The following is a 16,115-nucleotide window of genomic DNA, read 5'->3' as shown; positions in this document are numbered from 1 at the left end:
GCTAACGTCCGGGACATGGCGGGATCAACTCGTGCACCGACGCTCGCGGACGTCGCCGACGCCGCGGGGGTCTCGCTGTCGACCGCGTCGCTGACCTTCTCCGGCAACAAGCCGGTCGCCGCCGGCACCCGCGAGCGCGTGCTGGCGGCCGCGGCCGCGCTCGGCTACGCCGGCCCCAACCCGCTCGCCCGAAACCTGCGCCAGGGCCGCAGCGGCGTGGTCGGCGTGGCGGTGGGACCGCTCAGCGCCGCGTTCCGCGACCCGGCCGCCCTCCCCCTCTTCGACGCGATGTCGGAGGTGCTGGGCGCCGCCGGCCAGGGACTGCTGCTGATGGGCGACGAGGAGGCCCACGCGCGGCTGCCGCTCGACGCCGTCATCTTCGACATCTGCGGCCGAGAGACCTGGGCGCCGTACGCCGACCTGGTCGCGCGCGAGGTCCCGCTGGTGGTCGTCGAGGGCCCGTCGTGGCCCGGCACCACCTACGTCGACATCGAGCACCGGACGGGCACCGCCGCGCTGGCGGCCCACCTCCACGACCTCGGCCACCGGCGGGTGGCCACGCTCACCCTCGAGCCCTCGCACCCGCAGCGCGAGCGCGAGGCGGGCCTGCGCGACGTCTTCGCTGACGTGACCGTGGTCGGCGCCTGCGCCAGCGACCTCGCCACCGCGCAGCAGGTCGTCGGCGCCTGGCTGGACACCGGGCCGGAGGCCACCGCGCTGGTGTGCCAGAGCGACGTCCAGGCCGCCGGCGCGGTGCTCGAGGCGCGGCGCCGCGGGCTGGTGGTCCCGGACGACCTCAGCGTCGCGGGCTTCGACGGGGTCGCCACGCCGTGGCTCGACGTCGAGCTGACCACGGTCGTGCAGCCGATCGCGGAGAAGGGCCGGGCCGCGGCCCGCGCAGCGCTGGCCCGCGCCGCCGGCGAGCCCGCCGACGACGTGCTGCTGCCGGTGCAGCTGCGGGTCGGCGGCTCGACCGGCCCCCGTCGCCCGGCCGGCGGTGCGTGAGCCACCTTCTGCGGCTCGAGAACGTGGGTGGGGCACCGCTCCCGGAGCGGCGTACGACGACACGCCCGGCCGGCGGTGCGTGAGCCACCTTCTGCGGCTCGAGAACGTGGGTGGGGCACCGCCCGCGGAGCGAGGCTAGCGCCGGTCCCAGTCGGTGCCGGGCGGTCCGGACTCCAGCCAGGACTGGAAGCCGGTGAGGGCGGACTCGCTCATCGCGATCTCGAGCGGGTGGCCGTCGTAGTGGCACGACGCCACGACGTGGCCGTCGTAGAGCGACATCTCCTCCGGACCGGCCGGGGCGCGGCGCCCGGAGTACTCCAGCAGGTCGCGCGCCCAGACCCGCTTGGGCCGCGGGGAGAGCGAGAAGATCCGGAACCACTCGAGCGACTGGCCGGAGTAGCGACCGATGCCGAGCAGCCAGCCGCGGCCGGGGTGCTCGGTCCGGACCCGGAAGCTGAGCTCGAAGGTGCCACCGTGACGGGCCAGGAGCCGGCGCCGGACGATGAGCGAGATGCCGTAGAGCAGGGCGAGGAGGAGGCAGACCCCGACGATGTCGAGCAACCACTCCCAGACCGGCATCCACACCTCCACAAAGCAGTGAGCGCACGAACCCGGAGGTTCGTGCGCTCACCCTAGCGGTCGTGCTGGAGGCTCCGTCAGGAGGCCCGCTCCGCGGCACGCACGCGTGCCTCGGCGCGGCGGACCTTCTCCTGCGCCTCGTCGTCGTTCTCGCCGGCCTGCTGGCAGCGCTCGAGCTCGGCCCGTGCCTGCTCCAGGTCGATCTCGTGCGACATCTCGGCCCGCTCGGAGAGGATCGAGACGCGGTTGTCGGCCACCGACAGGAAGCCGGCGTCGACCGCCGCGATCCAGGTCTCCCCCTCGACGGTCTGCACGTCCACCACGCCCTCGATGATCGAGGACAGCAGCGGCGCGTGGTTCGGCAGGATGCCGACGTCGCCCTCGGTGGTGCGGGCGATGACCATGGTGGCCTGGCCCGACCAGACGAGCCGGTCGGCAGCGACCAGCTCGACCTGGAGGACCTTGTCGGTGGTGCCGGCCATCAGAGGCTCTTCTGGATCTCGGCCCACTTCTGCTCGACGTCGTCCAGACCGCCGCACATGAAGAAGGCCTGCTCGGCCACGTGGTCGTACTCGCCGTCCGCGATCTTGTTGAACGCCTCGATGGTGTCGGCCACCGGCACGGTCGAGCCCTCGATGCCGGTGAACTGCTTGGCGACGTAGGTGTTCTGCGACAGGAAGCGCTGGATGCGACGGGCGCGGGACACGATGATCTTGTCCTCCTCCGAGAGCTCGTCGACACCGAGGATCGCGATGATGTCCTGGAGCTCCTTGTTGCGCTGGAGGATCTGCTTGATCCGGACCGCGCAGCGGTAGTGCTCGTCGCCGATGTACTGCGGGTCGAGGATGCGCGAGGTCGACGTCAGCGGGTCCACCGCCGGGTAGATGCCGAGCGAGGCGATCTCTCGCGAGAGCTCGGTGGTGGCGTCGAGGTGCGCGAACGTGGTCGCCGGAGCCGGGTCGGTGTAGTCGTCGGCGGGGACGTAGATCGCCTGGAGCGACGTGATCGAGTGACCACGCGTCGAGGTGATGCGCTCCTGCAGCTGACCCATCTCGTCGGCCAGGTTGGGCTGGTAGCCCACCGCGGACGGCATCCGGCCGAGCAGCGTGGAGACCTCGGAGCCGGCCTGGGTGAAGCGGAAGATGTTGTCGATGAAGAGCAGCACGTCCTGCTTCTGCACGTCGCGGAAGTACTCCGCCATGGTCAGGGCCGACAGGGCGACGCGCAGGCGGGTGCCCGGCGGCTCGTCCATCTGGCCGAAGACGAGGGCGGTCTGGCCGAGGACGCCGGCCTCCTCCATCTCGACGATGAGGTCGTTGCCCTCACGGGTGCGCTCGCCGACACCGGCGAACACCGACACACCACCGTGGTCCTTGGCGACACGGGCGATCATCTCCTGGATGAGCACCGTCTTGCCGACGCCGGCACCACCGAACAGGCCGATCTTGCCGCCCTGGACGTAGGGGGTGAGCAGGTCGATGACCTTGATGCCGGTCTCGAACATCTGAGTCTTCGACTCGAGCTGGTCGAACGCGGGCGCCTTGCGGTGGATGCCCCAGCGCTCGGCCGGCTCGAAGGACTCGCCCTCGGCGAGGTTGAGCACGTCGCCGGTGGTGTTGAACACCTTGCCGAGCGTCGCGTCGCCCACGGGCACCGTGATCGACTCGCCGGTGTCGGTGACCTGGCCGCCACGGACCAGGCCGTCGGTCGGCTTCATCGAGATGGCGCGGACCATACCGTCGCCGATGTGCTGGGCGACCTCGAGGATGATCGACTTGGTCTCGCCGCTGAGCTGGAAGTCGCAGGTCAGGGCGTTGTAGATCGGGGGCATCGAGTCGGTCGGGAACTCGATGTCCACGACCGGGCCGATGACCCGGGCGATACGCCCGACGGCGCCGCCGCGGGTGGTCGTCTCTTCAACAGTGGCAGTCATGTTCACTCACTCCCGGCTTGTGCGTCGGCAAGGGCGTTGACGCCACCGACGATCTCGCTGATTTCCTGGGTAATGCCAGCCTGGCGGGCCTGGTTGGCGATGCGCTTGTACTTCTTGATGAGCTCGTCGGCGTTGTCCGTGGCGGACTTCATCGCCTTCTGCCGGGCGGCCAGCTCGGAGGCAGCCGCCTGCAGCAGGGCGAAGAAGATCCGGCTCTGGACGTAGCGCGGGAGCAGGGAGTCGAGCACCTCCGAGGGGGACGGCTCGAACTCGTAGAGCGGCAGCAGGTCGCCCTGCTCGGGAGGCTCGGTGCCCTCGACGACCTCCAGCGGGAGGAGCCGCACCGCGGTGGGCTCCTGGCTGAGCATCGACCGGAACCGGGTGTAGACCACGTGGACCTCGTCGACCGCCGTCTTCTCGACGTCGGCGTCGGCGAGGAACGCCTCGATCAGCGTGGCGCCGATCTCGGCCGCCACGTCGTAGGTCGGCTGGTCGGAGAACCCGGTCCAGGACTTCACCACGGCGCGCTGGCGGAACTTGAAGTAGGCCTCGCCCTTGCGACCGCTGGTGTAGAGGTCGACGTCCTTGCCCTCGCCCTTGAGCTTCTCCACGAGGCGCTCGGCCTCCTTGAGCACGCTCGAGGAGTAGGCACCCGCCAGACCGCGGTCGGAGGTGACGATGAGGACCGCGGCCTTCTTCGGGTTCTCCGGCTCGGTGGTCAGCGCGTGGTCGACGTTGGAGAACGTCGCCACGGCCGACACCGCGCGGGTGAGCTCACGGGCGTACGGCGCTGCCGCCTGGGCCCGCTGCTGCGCCTTGATGATGCGGGACGCCGCGATGAGCTCCATGGCACGCGTGATCTTCTTCATCGACTCCGTCGACCTGATCCGCGCGCGGTACTCGCGTACCGAGAGAGCCATGACGTCAGCCCCGCTTCTGCTTGACGATCTGCTCCTGCTCGACGTCCTCGTCCTCGAGGGCGACGTGCTCTTCCTTGCCGGCCTTGATGCTCTGGCCGTCGGAGGTCTCGAACTGGTCGAGGAAGGAGTCGTAGGCAGCGGCGAGCTGGTCCTCGGTGGAGTCCTCGAACTTCAGCGACTCGCGGATGCCGGCGAGGATGCCCTCGTGGCTGCGGCGCAGGTAGTCGAGGAACTCGTTCTCGAAGCGCAGCACGTCGTCGGTCGGGACCTTGTCGAGGCGACCCGAGGTGCCGGTCCACAGGGAGACGGTCATCTCCTCGACCGGGTACGGCGAGTACTGCGGCTGCTTGAGCAGCGCCATCAGGCGCTGGCCGCGGTCGAGCTGCTGGCGCGAGGCGGCGTCGAGGTCGGAGGCGAACATCGCGAACGCCTCCATGGCGCGGAACTGCGCCAGGTCGACCTTGAGCGAGCCGGTGACGTTCTTCATCGCCTTCGTCATCGCCGAGCCACCCACGCGCGAGACCGAGACACCCACGTCGATGGCGGGGCGCTGGTTGGCCGCGAACAGGTCCGACTGGAGGAAGATCTGGCCGTCGGTGATCGAGATGACGTTGGTCGGGATGAACGCCGACACGTCGTTGGCCTTGGTCTCGATGATCGGCAGGCCGGTCATCGAGCCCTTGCCCATGTCGTCGGAGAGCTTCGCGCAGCGCTCGAGCAGCCGGCTGTGCAGGTAGAACACGTCGCCCGGGTAGGCCTCGCGGCCCGGCGGGCGGCGCAGCAGCAGCGACACGGCGCGGTAGGCCTCGGCCTGCTTGGTGAGGTCGTCGAAGACGATCAGGACGTGCTTGCCGTCGTACATCCAGTGCTGGCCGATGGCCGAGCCGGTGTAGGGGGCGAGGTACTTGAAGCCGGCGGAGTCGGACGCCGGGGAGGCCACGATGGTCGTGTACTCCAGGGCGCCGGCCTCCTCGAGGGCGCCACGCACCGAGGCGATGGTCGAGCCCTTCTGGCCGATCGCGACGTAGATGCAGCGCACCTGCTTGTCCGGGTCGCCGGACTCCCAGTTGGCCTTCTGGTTGATGATCGTGTCGATCGCGATGGTGGTCTTGCCCGTCGCGCGGTCACCGATGATGAGCTGGCGCTGGCCGCGGCCGATCGGCGTCAGGGCGTCGATGGCCTTGATGCCGGTGGCGAGCGGCTCGTGCACCGACTTGCGCACCATCACGCCGGGAGCCTGGAGCTCGAGCGCGCGCCGCTCGTCGGAGGCGATGTCGCCGAGGCCGTCGATCGGGGTGCCGAGCGGGTCGACCACGCGGCCGAGGTAGCCCTCGCCGACGGGGACCGAGAGGATCTCGCCGGTGCGGCGGACCGTCTGGCCCTCCTCGATCTTGTCGAAGTCACCGAGGACCACGACACCGACCTCGCGGGTGTCGAGGTTGAGCGCGAGGCCGAGCGTGCCGTCCTCGAACTCGAGCAGCTCGTTGGCCATCACGGAGGGCAGGCCGGAGACACGGGCGATGCCGTCCGCGGCCTCGGCCACGGTGCCGACCTCTTCGGTCGTCGCCGACTCGGGCTTGTAGTCCGACACGAAGCGCTGAAGAGCGTCGCGGATCTCGTCCGGACGGATGGACAGCTCCGTCATTTCATCTCACCTGTTCTCTGCTGTGCCGCATGGGATGGGGCTGGAAGAAGTTGTGCTGGGTCTGGGTGGTCGGGGTCAGCCGGCGAGCCTGCGCCCGGCGTCGTCGAGCCGGCTGGAGACCGTCCCGTCGATGACGTCGTCGCCGATCTCGACCCGGATGCCGCCGATGACCGCGGGGTCGACGACGACGTTGAGGTGGACCTCTCGACCGTACGTCCGCGACAGCGTCGCGGCCAGGCGCTCGCGGTCGGCGGCGGCCAGCGGACGGGCGACGCGCACGGTGGCGACGCCCTGGTCGCGGACCTCGGCGGCCACCTTCTGGTACTCGGTCAGCGCGACCGTGATCGTCCGGTGGGTGCCGGAGAGCGCCTGGCCGACGAGCGCGAGCGTCGCCGGGAGCACCTTGTCGGCCAGCAGCCCGCGCACGAGCGCGGTCTTGTCGGCCCGGCTGCGCGCCGGGTCGGACAGCGCCTGGCGCAGCCCGTCGTCGTGCTGCACGAGCTGGCCGACCGCGAACAGCTCGTCCTCGAGACGTCCCGCGTCGCTGCTCGTGGAGCGCACGAGGGCGACCACGCCGAGCTGCTCGAGGGCGTCGGGCAGGTCACGCGTGGCGGTCCACCGCCGCGACACGGCGGTGGTCACCACCTCGAGCGCCTCGGGCGAGACCTTGCCCGACAGCACGTCGCGGACCAGGCCGGCCTTCGCCTCGGCCGGAACCGAGACGTCGGTGGCGACCCGGCGAAGGCCCGCCTCGGCGCGGAGCAGGTCCGCGGTGCCGAAGAGGTCCTGGGCGACCGTGCCGAGGTCACCGGACCCGGGGAGGGAACCGGCGGCTGCGGCGTAGGCGTCGGCGGACGCACCTCGCATCATCAGTTGACGCTCCCCGTCGTGGAGCCCTGTGCCTCGAGGTCGGCGAGGAAGCGCTCGACGACGCGGCTCTGACGGGCCTCGTCCTCCAGGCTCTCGCCCACGATGCGACCGGCCAGGCCGGTCGCGAGCGTGCCCACCTCGGCACGGAGCGAGGTGACCGCCTGCTGGCGCTCGGCCTCGATCTGCGCCTTGCCGTGCTCGACGATGCGGGTGGACTCGGCCTGGGCCTGCTCCCGCATCTCGGCGACGATCTGGGCACCCTGCTCGCGCGCCTCCTCGCGGATGCGCGCCGCCTCGTGCCGGGCGTCGGCGAGCTGCTTCTCGAGCTCGGCGAGCTTGGCGTCGGCCTCGGCCTGCTTGGACTCGGCCGCGCTCAGACCACCTTCGATGGCCTGGGTGCGCTCGGCGAACGTCTTCTCGAAGTTCGGGACGACGAACTTGCGCATGAGCACGAAGAGGATCGCGAAGACGATCAGGGCGAGGATGACCTCTGACCAGACCGGCAGAACCGGGCTGTGGGTCTCCCCCTCCGCCGCCGCCAGGACGATGTGGTCCATGAGTCGAACTCCTACGGTCTAGAGCTGGGCTGCGGTGGTCGTCAGAGAGGCAGGACGAACGCGAGCGCGACGGTGATGATGAAGAGCGCCTCGGCGAGGACGAAGCCAAGGATGGCGATCGACTGCAGGCGGCTCTGGGCCTCGGGCTGGCGAGCAACACCGGAGATGAAGGCGGCGAAGATCAGGCCGATACCGACACCGGGACCGATGGCGGACAGGCCGAGACCGACCAGGTTGATGGAGCCTTCCACGGCTTTTTCCTTTCGTCGTTCGGCACCGCTGGTGGTGCCGACTTTTCTGGCGAAACTTGTGGGTGGTGCGGGGTGGTACGGGTGCGGGTGCGTCTCAGTGCTCGTCGGCGAGGGCCTCGCCGATGTACATCGAGGACAGCAGGGTGAAGACGTAGGCCTGCAGGAACATGACCAGCATCTCGAGGAAGCTGACGCCGATGCCGAGGCCGAAGGAGAGCACCCCGACGGCTCCGTAGAGCACGTTGCCGCTGGTGAGCAGCGCGGCGCCGCCGGTGGCGAACAGGATCAGCAGCAGGTGGCCGGCGAACATGTTGCCGAACAGACGCAGCGTGAGCGTGACGGGCCGGATGATGATGTTGGAGAAGAACTCCAGCGGCACGAGCAGCAGCAGGATCGGGCCCTTGACGCCGCCGGGCATGGTGGCGTGCTTGAGGTAGCCGAGGGGGCCGTGCTTCCAGATGCCGGCACCGACGTAGATGCCCCAGCTGAGCAGCGCCAGCGGGACGATGAAGCCGATGCGCGAGAAGCTCGGGAACTGCAGGAACGGGATCACGCCGTAGTAGTTGTTCACCAGGATGAAGGTGAACAGCGTGAAGAGGTACGGCACGAACTTCATGTAGTGCTCGGACCCGATGTTGTCGCGCGCCATGTTGTTGCGCACGAAGCCGTAGACCATCTCGCCGGCGAACTGCAGGCGGCCCGGGACGAGCGAGGCGTTGCGCGAGGCGAGGTAGAAGAAGCCGAACACGATCACGGCCGACAGCGCCAGCAGCGCCATGGGCTTGGTGACGTCACCGAAGATCGGCGGCAGCTCGAAGCTTCCGGGACCGGGGGCGTGGAAGCCCGAACCGCCCTCTGCCGCAACAGGCTGGGTGATGCTCACTCCGACTCCTCGTTCGTGTTCTGGGTGTTCGTGGACGGCAGGTCCGCGGCCGTCTGCCGCCGGAGCTGCACGATCATCATGTAGGTGCCGAGCCCACCGCCCAGCAGGACCCCCACCGCCACGAGGAAGCGGGTGCCCAGCCACTGGTCCAGGAGCCATCCGACCGCCCCGTAGAACAGCACACCGGCCACCAGGTAGCTGGGGGCACCGTTGCTGCGCGGGGGCGTGGAGGAAGTCGCGCTGGACTCGGCCATGGCGCTGCGGACTCTAGCAGTCGACGTGGTCACGACTCACCCCCGGGCGGGAGGTCGAAGTAGGGGGTCCGGGCGCGCGCCGTGAGGACCAGGTGCGCGGTGGTCCACACGAGCGTGGCGAGCACCATCGACGCGGCCAGCCAGCCCCGCGCCTGCTCGTCGGCGAACACGTCCCCCCGGCTGATGGCCAGGAAGACCAGCATCACGACGGCGAGCTGGGTGAGGTAGGTGACCAGGGCGACCAGCAGCGACGCCCGCGGCATCACGCTCGCCACCAGGTGGAGGGCGACCGTGCCGAAGGAGACGACGGCGACGACCATCGCCGCGCCGACGGCAGCGGCGGCGGCCGGCTCGGCGCCGTGCACGAGCGCGGCGGCCAGCACGACCAGTGCGCCGACGGCCGCGGTGAGGCCGGCGGAGCGCCCGACGACCCGCATCCCCCACGCCCCGGGAAGGGGCTGGGCCCCGGTCCGGGGGTGGTGCTGCGACTCGGTCGTCATGGCGGCGGCCTGTTCGTCGTGGGGTCTGTCTGACTGCTCGTGAAAACTATCACAAAGTCCTGCCGGGGCCCGAAACGGGGCCCTCCTCCAGCACCTCGGGAGCCCCCTCGCGGCCCTCGACGGCGGCGTTCTCGGGCAGTCCGGTGTCCCCCAGCCCGGTCTTGCGGGGGCGGTGCACCTTGGGCAGCACGAAGGTCATCGCGACGGTGAGGACCAGCATCGCAGCCAGCCCGCCCCAGACGAGCGGGCTGGTCGACAGGCTCACGCCGACGGCGCCCGTGGCGATGGTGAACGCCCACATCCACATGATCAGCACCGCCCGGCGCTGGGAGTGGCCGATCTCGAGCAGCCGGTGGTGCAGATGCTGCTTGTCGGCGCTCATCGGCGAGCGCCCCGCCCGCGTGCGGCGCACGACCGCGAGCACCAGGTCGACGATCGGCACCATCAGCAGCGAGATCGGCAGCAGCACCGGGAGCACCGTGACGAAGAGGCTGTTGCCCCCGGTCGCCGGCATCCCCACGAACTGGCCGGTGAGGGTGAGCGCGCTGGCCGAGAGCACCAGGCCCAGGAGCATCGAGCCCGAGTCGCCCATGAACAGGCGTGCGGGGTGGAAGTTGTGCGGCAGGAAGCCGGCGCACGACCCGGCGAGGGCGGCGCTCAGCAGCGCCCCCGTGGTGGCGAGCGTGAGGTTGCTCTGGGCCGACGCCGAGTAGCAGTAGAGGAAGAACGCCGCGGCGCCGATGCCGACGACGCCCGCGGCGAGGCCGTCGAGCCCGTCGACGAAGTTGACCGCGTTCATCGTGCCGATCACCACGACCAGCGTCAGCACGCTGCCCTGGGCGTCGTCGAGGACGAACTGGGTGCCGTCCGCGCCCGGGAAGAACCAGAACCTCACCCCGAGCGCCACCAGCAGCCCGGCCGCCAGCACCTGGCCGCCGAGCTTGGTCAGCGCGTCCAGCTCGAAGATGTCGTCGATGACGCCCACGGCGCACACCAGCGCGCCCGCGAGCAGCACGACCCCGGCGTCGTCGAAGACGACCGGGTCGCTGCGGGACAGGAAGGGCAGCCGCTGCGCGACGAGGTAGGCGGCGCACAGGCCGCCGAGCATGGCGAGACCGCCGAGGTACGGGATCGGCTCCGCGTGCACGTCACGGTCACGCACCTGCGCGACCGCCCCTGTGCGGAGCGCGATCTCCCGGGCGACGACGGTGAGCAGGTAGGTCACCGACAGCGCCACCAGGAAGACGAGGAGGTACTCCCGCATGCGGTGCTATTCCTGCTCGGCGAGCACCACGCCGTGCTCGGCGAGGGCCTCGTTGAGCACCTCGAGGGACAGGGCGCCGAGGCGCAGCACGCGTCCCTCGGGCACGGTGGTGTCGACGATGGTCGACGCCTCGCCACCGGGCGAGGTGCCGGCGTCGACGATGACGGCCACCCGGTCGCCGAGCATCTCCTCGGCGGAGGCGGCGTCGGTGGCGGCCGGACGGCCCGTCAGGTTGGCGGAGCTCACCGCGAGGGGGCCGGTGCGCTCGAGGACGGCGAGCGCCACCTCGTCGTCGGGCATCCGCACCGCGACCGTTCCACGGGTCTCGCCGAGGTCCCACATGAGGGAGCCCTGCTGGCGGCAGACCACCGTCAGCGGACCCGGCCAGAAGCGCTCGACCAGGGTCCGCGCCCACGCGGGGACCCCCTCGGCCAGGGCGTCGAGGGTGGTCGCGGCCGACACCAGCACCGGCGGCGGCATCTCGCGCCCGCGGCCCTTGGCGTCGAGGAGGTCCTGCACGGCGTCGTGGGAGAACGCGTCCGCGGCGATGCCGTAGACGGTGTCGGTGGGGATCACCACCAGCTCCCCGCGGCGTACGGCGGCAGCGGCGGCGGTCACCGCCGCCTCGCGCTCCTCGGGCGTCGACGTGTGCATCAGGTCCACGCCGCTCATCGTGCCAGCCGCGCGGTCAGGTAACGAGCCCGACCCACGAGAAAGACGATGTGGGTGGCCCCGCATCGCGCGGGGCCACCCACTCAGATCAGCACTCGCGTGCGTAGTCGGCCGTGGGGCTTGCGATGCCGCCGGTTCGGTATGTGCGAGTCCCGTACGAGCCGATGTAGGCACAATTGGTGTCGTTCCAATTGTTCACGACGACCTGAGCCGTGATCTCTCGTCCACACTGGTTCTTCACGACTGCGTACTTGGTCACGCCCTCCGTGTAGGTGCGGGTTAGCACAGCGCAACCTGCGGCCGACGCGGCCGAGCCGGAAGCGACTACGATCATGCTCGAACTCGCAACCGCGATCGCGACGAGCGACGAAACCCTCTTCATGGGTGGTTCCTTCCGAGATGTGCGGCCCCCGTTGACCGCAAGCGGACAGTCTCACTAGCGGAGATGCGCGTCAAGACGGCGCGCGGTCAGGTAACGAGCCCGACCCGCGAGGTCGCGGTGGTCGGCCACCTCGGACCAGCGGCCCGTGGCCGCGAAGACGGCCGGGGCGGACTCCCCCTGGACGTCGGCGTGCTCGGCCCCGACCACTCCCCCAGGCCGCAGCAGCGCGGCGGCGCGGCGCTCGAGGACGCGCATCGCGTCGAGGCCGTCCTGGCCGGAGAACAGGGCGAGGTGCGGGTCGTGGTCGCGGGCCTCGGTCGCCACCGACTCCCAGGCCTCGAGCGGGACGTAGGGCGGGTTGCACACCACCACGTCGACGGTGCCGACGAGGTCCTCGCAGGCGGTCGCGAGGTCGCCGTGGCGCAGGTCCACGCCGGTGCCGGCCATGTTGCGCTCGGCCCACGCCAGCGCCCCCTCGTCGAGCTCGACGGCGTGGACCAGCGCGTCCGGGACCTCGTCGGCGACGGCCTTGGCGATCGCCCCCGAGCCGGTGCAGAGGTCGACGACCACGGCGGGGCGGCCCAGCGCGCGGGCGGCGTCGACCGCCCAGCCGGCGAGCAGCTCGGTCTCCGGCCGCGGGACGAAGACGCCCGGGCCGACGGCCAGCTCGACGTGGCGGAACGCCGCCGAGCCGGTGAGGTGCTGGAGCGGCTCGCGGGCCGCGCGGCGCGCGAGCAGGGCGTCGTACGTCTCCTGCTGGGCGTCGTCGAGGCGGTCCACCAGCGGCAACCGGCCGAGCGGCACGTCGAGGACGTGGGCGAGCAGCAGGTCGGCGTCGCGCTCGGGCGAGGCCACCCCGGCGGCACGCAGCCGCTCCGCCGCGCTGCGGCGCACCTCCCTCATGAGTCGGTCCTCACGACTCGAGGGCCGCGAGCCGCGCGGCCATGTCGGTCTCCACGCAGGAGTCGAGGACCGGCTGGAGGTCGCCGTCGAGCACCTGGTCGAGGTTGTAGGACTTGTAGCCGGTGCGGTGGTCGGAGATCCGGTTCTCGGGGAAGTTGTACGTGCGGATCCGCTCGGAGCGGTCGACCGTGCGCACCTGCGAGCGGCGGGCGTCGCTCGCCTCGGCGTCTGCGGCGTCCTGGGCCGCCTGGAGCAGCCGCGAGCGCAGGATGCGCAGCGCGGACTCCTTGTTCTGCAGCTGGCTCTTCTCGTTCTGGCAGCTCGCCACGATGCCGGTGGGCAGGTGGGTGATGCGCACGGCGGAGTCGGTCGTGTTGACGCTCTGGCCGCCGGGTCCGCTGGAGCGGTAGACGTCGATGCGCAGGTCGTTGTCGTCGATCGTGACGTCGACCGGCTCCGCCTCGGGCGACACCAGCACCCCGGCGGCCGAGGTGTGCACGCGCCCCTGCGACTCCGTCACCGGGACCCGCTGCACCCGGTGGACGCCGCCCTCGAACTTGAGCAGCGCGTAGGGGGCCTGACCGGGCTCGACCGTGCCGCGCGCCTTGACGGCCGCGGTCACGGACTTGTAGCCGCCGAGGTCGGACTCCGTCGCGTCGAGGACCTCCACGGCCCAGCCGCGGGCCTCGGCGAACCGGGAGTACATCCGCAGCAGGTCGCCGGCGAAGAGCGCCGACTCCTCGCCGCCCTCCCCCGACTTGATCTCGAGCAGGGCGTCCTTGCCGTCGGCGGGGTCGCGCGGGACCAGCAGCCGGCGCAGCCGCTCGGCCGCCACCTCGCGGCGCGCGGCCAGCTCCTCGGCCTCCTGGGCGAAGACCGGGTCGTCGGCGGCGAGCTCGCGGGCCGCCTCGACGTCGTCGCCGAGCGTGCGCCAGTCCTGCCACGTCGTGACGACGGCGCTCAGCTCGGCGTAGCGCTGGTTGAGCTGCTTGGCCAGGCGCTGGTCGGCGTGGGTCTCCGGGAGCGCCAGGCGCTGCTCGAGCTCGGCGTGCTCCTCGCGCATGCCCTCGACGGCCTCGAACATCGTGCTCCTGCTTCCTGTGTGACGACCCCCGGCAGACGACAAGGCGCCGGCCACCCGCGTGAGCGGGCGACCGGCGCCTGACGTGGACTACTTGCTCTCGGCAGCAGCCTTCTTGCCGTAGCGGGACTCGAACCGGGCGACGCGGCCGCCGGTGTCGAGGATCTTCTGCTTGCCGGTGTAGAACGGGTGGCACTGCGAGCAGACGTCGGCGTGGATCGAGCCGGAGGTCGCGGTGCTGCGGGTCGTGAACGACGCGCCGCACGTGCAGGTCACGGCCGTCTCGACGTACTCGGGGTGGGTGTCCTTCTTCATGGGTGTCCTCTCGAAGTGTTCCGGGTCGCCCGCGTGGATCGCGTGATGACGTGAACCGGAACCGGCGCACAAGTGTGCCACCGGTGTGAACAGCGGCGCCAATCCGGGCATTCCCGGGTGTGCCGGCGCCCGGGGATCAGCGCGAGCCGAAGACCTTCGCGACGGCCTGCGGCGTCTCGGCGGCCGCGAGCTGGGTGCGGAGGTCTCCGACGACCGCGCCCTCGGCCGGCGCGAGCAGCCGGTCCTCGTGCCGGGTGCCGGAGGCGGCGACGTCGACGGCGGGCACGATGCCCTTCGCCGCCTTCTCCGCGCTCAGCACGAGCTCGAGGTTCTCGGTGCCGGCGAGCTCCTCGAGGAAGAACTCGTCGGTCGCCGAGCCGCTGCCCACGGCGACGGTGGCGAGGATGGTCAGCGAGCCGCCGTCCTCGACCTTGCGGGCGGCACCGAAGAACTCCTTGACCGGGTGCACCGCGGAGGCGTCCACGAGCCCGCCCAGGACCCGGCCGCTCGCCGGGGCGGCGAGGTTGTAGGCCCGGCCCAGGCGGGTGAGCGAGTCGATCAGCACGACGACGTCGTGACCCAGCTCGACGAGCCGCTTGGCCCGCTCGATGGCGAGCTCGGCGACGAGGGTGTGGTCGGCCGGCTGCCGGTCGAACGTGGACGCGACGACCTCGCCCTTGACCGCGCGCTGGAAGTCGGTGACCTCCTCGGGGCGGGCGTCGACCAGCACCACCATCACGTGGCACTCGGGGTTGTTGGTCGTGACCGACTGGGCCACCGACTGCAGCAGGGACGTCGCCCCGGTCCGCGGCGGCGTCAGGACCAGGCCGCGCTGGCCCTTGCCGACGGGCGCCGCGATGTCGATCACCTTGCCGACGAGGTCCGTGTCGGTGGCCAGCCGCAGCCGCTGGTGCGGGTGGACCGGGGTCGCGGCGCCGAACTCCGGGCGCTCCTTGGCGCCCTCGGCCTCGGTGCCGTTGACGCTGTCGATGCGGACCATCGGGTTGAACTTCTCGCGGCGCTCGCCCTCGCGGGGCTGGCGCACCTGCCCGACGACGGCGTCGCCGCGACGCAGGTGGTACTTGCGGACCATCGAGAGCGACAGGTAGACGTCCTCGGTGCCGGGGAGGTAGCCGGAGGTGCGCACGAAGGCGCAGTTCTCCAGCACGTCGAGGATGCCGGCGGCCGGCACCAGGACGTCGTCCTCGAGGATCGTGGTGTCGGGCTCGTTGCGCCCGCCCGTGCGCACCGCGGTGCGGTCGCGGCCCCGGCGCCGGCGGTTGCGGCGGCTGCCGCCCTCGCCGTCCTCGTCGTCGTCGAACTGCTGCTGGGACTGCTGCTGGGACTGCTGCTGGGCCTGCTTCTGGTCCTGCTGCTGGCGGTCCTGCTGGCGGTCCTGCTGCCGGTCCTGCTGCTGGCGGTCCTGCTGCCGGTCCTGCTGCCGGTCCTGCTGCCGGTCCTGCTGCCGGTCCTGCTGCCGGTCCTGCTGCCGGTCCTGCTGCTTGCCCTGCTTCTGCTTCTGGTCCTGCTGCTTGCGGTCCTGCTTCTGGTCCTGCTGCTTCTGGTCCTGCTGCTTCTGGTCCTGCTTGTCGCCCTTGCGGTCCTGCTGCTCGGACTTCTGCTCGGACTTCTGCTCAGCCTGCTCGCGCGCCGGCTCGGCGGACTCGCCCGCCTGCTCGGCCTGGCGCTGGCGCCGGGTGCGGGTGCGGACGGTGGTCCGGGTGACCGGCTCGTCCTCCTGCGGGGCCTTCTCCGGGGCCTTCTCCGGGGCCTTCTCCGGAGCCTTCTCCTGGGGCGCCTCGCGGCGCTCGGCCTGCTTCGGCCCGCCGGACTGCGCGGCCTTGATCGCCTCGACCAGCTGGGCCTTCTTCATCGAGCCGGCGCCGGCGACCCCGAGGCCGGCGGCCATCGACTTCAGGTCGGCGAGCAGCATCGAGCTCAGCCCGCCGGACTTCCTGGCGGCCTTCCTGGCCGGGCCGTCGGGGGTGGTGGAGTCAACGTTCTCCGCCGGAGCAGAGGGAGTCTCGGTCACGTGGGTCCTTCGCACGTCGCGTCGCCTGCGGGTCACCGTCGAACGGTCCGCGGGGCGGATGGTGGGCGC

General features: G+C 71.2%; 18 protein-coding genes. 1 reads left to right on the top strand and 17 read right to left on the bottom strand.

What is annotated here, in order from left to right:
* Positions 1-15: 15 nt before the first annotated feature.
* Entirely contained in the window at positions 16-1,005 is a 990-nt protein-coding gene (locus tag LN652_RS20080; RefSeq protein ID WP_230442348.1) for a LacI family DNA-binding transcriptional regulator, read from the top strand.
* 135 nt (positions 1,006-1,140) lie between these two features.
* Here LN652_RS20080 and LN652_RS20075 read toward each other — a convergent pair whose 3' ends face one another.
* From LN652_RS20075 to rho, 17 genes are all read right to left on the bottom strand, one after another.
* Positions 1,141-1,584 (bottom strand): DUF2550 domain-containing protein, encoded by a 444-nt coding sequence (locus LN652_RS20075; RefSeq protein WP_230442347.1) that lies wholly within the window; start codon positions 1,582-1,584, stop codon positions 1,141-1,143.
* A 77-nt stretch (positions 1,585-1,661) separates the two neighbouring features.
* Positions 1,662-2,066 (bottom strand): F0F1 ATP synthase subunit epsilon, encoded by a 405-nt coding sequence (locus LN652_RS20070; protein ID WP_230442346.1) that lies wholly within the window; start codon positions 2,064-2,066, stop codon positions 1,662-1,664.
* The gene (atpD, locus tag LN652_RS20065; RefSeq protein ID WP_230442345.1) at positions 2,066-3,517 is read right to left on the bottom strand and encodes a F0F1 ATP synthase subunit beta; all 1,452 of its coding nucleotides are present in this window, start codon (positions 3,515-3,517) and stop codon (positions 2,066-2,068) included. The genes LN652_RS20070 and atpD overlap by 1 nt, the downstream gene beginning before the upstream one ends.
* Before the next feature lie 2 nt (positions 3,518-3,519).
* Positions 3,520-4,437 (bottom strand): F0F1 ATP synthase subunit gamma, encoded by a 918-nt coding sequence (locus LN652_RS20060; protein WP_230442344.1) that lies wholly within the window; start codon positions 4,435-4,437, stop codon positions 3,520-3,522.
* A gap of 4 nt (positions 4,438-4,441) precedes the next feature.
* Positions 4,442-6,082, bottom strand: coding sequence for a F0F1 ATP synthase subunit alpha (gene atpA / locus LN652_RS20055; protein WP_230442343.1), 1,641 nt, complete (start codon positions 6,080-6,082; stop codon positions 4,442-4,444).
* 75 nt (positions 6,083-6,157) lie between these two features.
* On the bottom strand, positions 6,158-6,952 hold the full coding sequence (locus LN652_RS20050; protein WP_230442342.1) for a F0F1 ATP synthase subunit delta: 795 nt from the start codon (positions 6,950-6,952) through the stop codon (positions 6,158-6,160).
* On the bottom strand, positions 6,952-7,509 hold the full coding sequence (locus tag LN652_RS20045) for a F0F1 ATP synthase subunit B (protein WP_230442341.1): 558 nt from the start codon (positions 7,507-7,509) through the stop codon (positions 6,952-6,954). Before LN652_RS20045 ends, LN652_RS20050 begins: the two co-directional genes overlap by 1 nt.
* 41 nt (positions 7,510-7,550) lie before the next feature.
* The gene (atpE, locus tag LN652_RS20040; protein WP_030482691.1) at positions 7,551-7,760 is read right to left on the bottom strand and encodes an ATP synthase F0 subunit C; all 210 of its coding nucleotides are present in this window, start codon (positions 7,758-7,760) and stop codon (positions 7,551-7,553) included.
* Between the two features lie 94 nt (positions 7,761-7,854).
* Positions 7,855-8,643, bottom strand: a complete 789-nt coding sequence (gene atpB / locus LN652_RS20035) for a F0F1 ATP synthase subunit A (RefSeq protein ID WP_230442340.1) — start codon at positions 8,641-8,643, stop codon at positions 7,855-7,857.
* On the bottom strand, positions 8,640-8,897 hold the full coding sequence (locus LN652_RS20030) for a hypothetical protein (RefSeq protein ID WP_230442339.1): 258 nt from the start codon (positions 8,895-8,897) through the stop codon (positions 8,640-8,642). The genes atpB and LN652_RS20030 overlap by 4 nt, the downstream gene beginning before the upstream one ends.
* A gap of 29 nt (positions 8,898-8,926) precedes the next feature.
* A complete protein-coding gene (locus tag LN652_RS20025) occupies positions 8,927-9,397 on the bottom strand; it encodes a hypothetical protein (RefSeq protein WP_230442338.1) in 471 nt (156 codons plus the stop codon).
* Positions 9,398-9,446: 49 nt separating this feature from the next.
* Positions 9,447-10,661 (bottom strand): MraY family glycosyltransferase, encoded by a 1,215-nt coding sequence (locus LN652_RS20020; RefSeq protein ID WP_230442337.1) that lies wholly within the window; start codon positions 10,659-10,661, stop codon positions 9,447-9,449.
* 6 nt (positions 10,662-10,667) lie between these two features.
* On the bottom strand, positions 10,668-11,315 hold the full coding sequence (locus LN652_RS20015; RefSeq protein ID WP_230444780.1) for an L-threonylcarbamoyladenylate synthase: 648 nt from the start codon (positions 11,313-11,315) through the stop codon (positions 10,668-10,670).
* 454 nt (positions 11,316-11,769) lie between these two features.
* Complete coding sequence (gene prmC / locus LN652_RS20010; RefSeq protein WP_230442336.1) at positions 11,770-12,618, bottom strand: peptide chain release factor N(5)-glutamine methyltransferase; 849 nt, start codon at positions 12,616-12,618, stop codon at positions 11,770-11,772.
* 10 nt (positions 12,619-12,628) lie between these two features.
* Positions 12,629-13,702: a peptide chain release factor 1 gene (gene prfA, locus LN652_RS20005; RefSeq protein WP_230442335.1), complete on the bottom strand. Its 1,074-nt coding sequence runs from the start codon at positions 13,700-13,702 to the stop codon at positions 12,629-12,631.
* Between the two features lie 87 nt (positions 13,703-13,789).
* Positions 13,790-14,014: a 50S ribosomal protein L31 gene (rpmE, locus tag LN652_RS20000; RefSeq protein ID WP_121140724.1), complete on the bottom strand. Its 225-nt coding sequence runs from the start codon at positions 14,012-14,014 to the stop codon at positions 13,790-13,792.
* Between the two features lie 136 nt (positions 14,015-14,150).
* Positions 14,151-16,046, bottom strand: a complete 1,896-nt coding sequence (gene rho, locus LN652_RS19995; RefSeq protein ID WP_230442334.1) for a transcription termination factor Rho — start codon at positions 16,044-16,046, stop codon at positions 14,151-14,153.
* Between the last annotated feature and the right edge of the window lie 69 nt (positions 16,047-16,115).

The organism is Nocardioides okcheonensis, assembly GCF_020991065.1.
GTDB classification, from domain to species: Bacteria; Actinomycetota; Actinomycetes; order Propionibacteriales; family Nocardioidaceae; genus Nocardioides; species Nocardioides okcheonensis.
Note: the sequence above shows the minus strand (reverse complement) of the source record. Positions and strands in the feature narration are given on the sequence as shown.

Bases quoted from the DNA above. Each gene is read 5' to 3' on its own strand.
- LN652_RS20080 (WP_230442348.1), top strand. From the start codon at position 16: ATGGCGGGATCAACTCGTGCACCGACGCTCGCGGACGTCGCCGACGCC.
- LN652_RS20075 (WP_230442347.1), bottom strand. From the start codon at position 1,584: ATGCCGGTCTGGGAGTGGTTGCTCGACATCGTCGGGGTCTGCCTCCTC.
- LN652_RS20070 (WP_230442346.1), bottom strand. From the start codon at position 2,066: ATGGCCGGCACCACCGACAAGGTCCTCCAGGTCGAGCTGGTCGCTGCC.
- atpD (WP_230442345.1), bottom strand. From the start codon at position 3,517: ATGACTGCCACTGTTGAAGAGACGACCACCCGCGGCGGCGCCGTCGGG.
- LN652_RS20060 (WP_230442344.1), bottom strand. From the start codon at position 4,437: ATGGCTCTCTCGGTACGCGAGTACCGCGCGCGGATCAGGTCGACGGAG.
- atpA (WP_230442343.1), bottom strand. From the start codon at position 6,082: ATGACGGAGCTGTCCATCCGTCCGGACGAGATCCGCGACGCTCTTCAG.
- LN652_RS20050 (WP_230442342.1), bottom strand. From the start codon at position 6,952: ATGATGCGAGGTGCGTCCGCCGACGCCTACGCCGCAGCCGCCGGTTCC.
- LN652_RS20045 (WP_230442341.1), bottom strand. From the start codon at position 7,509: ATGGACCACATCGTCCTGGCGGCGGCGGAGGGGGAGACCCACAGCCCG.
- LN652_RS20030 (WP_230442339.1), bottom strand. From the start codon at position 8,897: ATGGCCGAGTCCAGCGCGACTTCCTCCACGCCCCCGCGCAGCAACGGT.
- LN652_RS20025 (WP_230442338.1), bottom strand. From the start codon at position 9,397: ATGACGACCGAGTCGCAGCACCACCCCCGGACCGGGGCCCAGCCCCTT.
- LN652_RS20020 (WP_230442337.1), bottom strand. From the start codon at position 10,661: ATGCGGGAGTACCTCCTCGTCTTCCTGGTGGCGCTGTCGGTGACCTAC.
- LN652_RS20015 (WP_230444780.1), bottom strand. From the start codon at position 11,315: ATGCACACGTCGACGCCCGAGGAGCGCGAGGCGGCGGTGACCGCCGCC.
- prmC (WP_230442336.1), bottom strand. From the start codon at position 12,618: ATGAGGGAGGTGCGCCGCAGCGCGGCGGAGCGGCTGCGTGCCGCCGGG.
- prfA (WP_230442335.1), bottom strand. From the start codon at position 13,702: ATGTTCGAGGCCGTCGAGGGCATGCGCGAGGAGCACGCCGAGCTCGAG.
- rpmE (WP_121140724.1), bottom strand. From the start codon at position 14,014: ATGAAGAAGGACACCCACCCCGAGTACGTCGAGACGGCCGTGACCTGC.